Origin of the sequence: Lentzea kentuckyensis (assembly GCF_002150765.1) — a bacterium.
GTDB lineage: Bacteria > Actinomycetota > Actinomycetes > Mycobacteriales > Pseudonocardiaceae > Lentzea > Lentzea kentuckyensis.
Genome location: NZ_MUYM01000165.1, coordinates 1 through 1,316 on the forward strand (window position 1 = coordinate 1; position 1,316 = coordinate 1,316).

Annotated in this window: 2 protein-coding genes; both read right to left on the reverse strand. The window is 66.2% G+C overall.

Annotated features, from left to right (window positions below; translation table 11 throughout):
• Window positions 1-42 precede the first annotated feature (42 nt).
• Window positions 43-939: an IS3 family transposase gene (locus tag B0F77_RS44680; protein ID WP_086669132.1), complete on the reverse strand. Its 897-nt coding sequence runs from the start codon at window positions 937-939 to the stop codon at window positions 43-45.
• On the reverse strand, window positions 936-1,253 hold the full coding sequence (locus B0F77_RS44685) for a transposase (protein ID WP_086669133.1): 318 nt from the start codon (window positions 1,251-1,253) through the stop codon (window positions 936-938). Before B0F77_RS44685 ends, B0F77_RS44680 begins: the two co-directional genes overlap by 4 nt.
• Between the last annotated feature and the right edge of the window lie 63 nt (window positions 1,254-1,316).

A 1,316-nucleotide genomic window follows, 5' to 3' on the forward strand; every position in this document is an offset into this window, starting at 1 on the left:
TGGGGTTGCCCCGTTTTGACGGACAAGGTCGATGAGGTGTGATCACGCTACCTGATCGACTGGCTGGTATCGGGTGGCTTCGTAGGCGGTGGGGCTGAGGTAGCCGAGGCTGGAATGCCTGCGGCGGGTGTTGTACCAGCCCTCGATGTATTTGAAGATTGCCTTGTGCGCCTTGGCTTTCGTGGGCCAGGGCTGCCGGTCGAGCAGTTCGGTCTTGATGGTGGCGAAGAACGATTCGGCGACCGCGTTGTCCCAGCATTGACCCTTACGACCGACGGATAGCCGGACTCCGGCATCACCGGCGGCTCGGGCGTACTGGCCAGAGGTGTATTGACAGCCCCTGTCGGAGTGGAAGATCACGCCGGGCTCGGGGCGGCGCTGCGTGACGGCGTTGCGCAGCGCCTGCTCGACGAGATCGGTGCGCAGGTGGTGGTCGGCGGTGGCCCAGCCGACGACCTTGCGGGAACCGAGGTCGATCACGGTGGCCAGGTACAGCCAGCCCTCCCAGGTGTTGATGTAGGTGATGTCACCGCACCATCGAGTGTTGATTTCCCTTGCACTGCACGAGAAATCCCGCTCGATCAGGTCGGTGGAGGTGGTCGCGGCCGGGTCCGGGATGGTGGTGGTGCGCCAGCGTTTCGGCGCCCGCCCGGCCCGGCCGGCTTCGCGCAGGAGCCGGGCGATGCGCTTGCGGGAGTGCCGGTGCCCCTGGTCGGCGAGCTCGGCGTGAATCCGAGGTGTCCCGTAGGTGCCGTTCGACTCGTCGTGCACCGCGATGATCTTCTCGGTCAGCGTGGCGTCGACGCGTGCGCGGATGGATGGGTCCGCGGTGCGCTGGGTGTAGTAGGCGGCTCGGGAGACCTGGAGCAGTTCGCACGCACGCTTGACGTTGCCGCTACCGCTGGCGTTCTCCGCCTCGATGAACGGGTAGACGTTCACCGGGTCTCCTTCGCGAAGAAAGCCGTGGCCCGCTTGAGGATCTCCACATCCTCACGCAGCCGCCGATTCTCCCGCCGCAGCGCGGCCAGCTCGGCCTTCTCGTCGCTGCTCAGCCCGCCGTCCTCGCGGGTCCCGGCGTCACGCTCGGCCTGTCTGACCCACTCGCGCACTGCGGTCTCGATCAGGTCGAAGTCCTTCGCGACCTGACCGATCGAGCGGTCGCCACGCTGGCACTGCTCGACGATCTCCGCCTTGAACTCCGGCGTGAACGCACGACGAGGACGCCGGGGCTTGTTCGAGCCCGTGGTCTTCATAAGGACATCCTTCCAGGGGCGAAACCCCTGATCTCAGGTGTCCGTCAAAACGGGTCAGGCCCA

Excerpts from the sequence above, each read along its gene's own strand:
- B0F77_RS44685 (WP_086669133.1), bottom strand. The coding sequence starts at position 1,253 with ATGAAGACCACGGGCTCGAACAAGCCCCGGCGTCCTCGTCGTGCGTTC.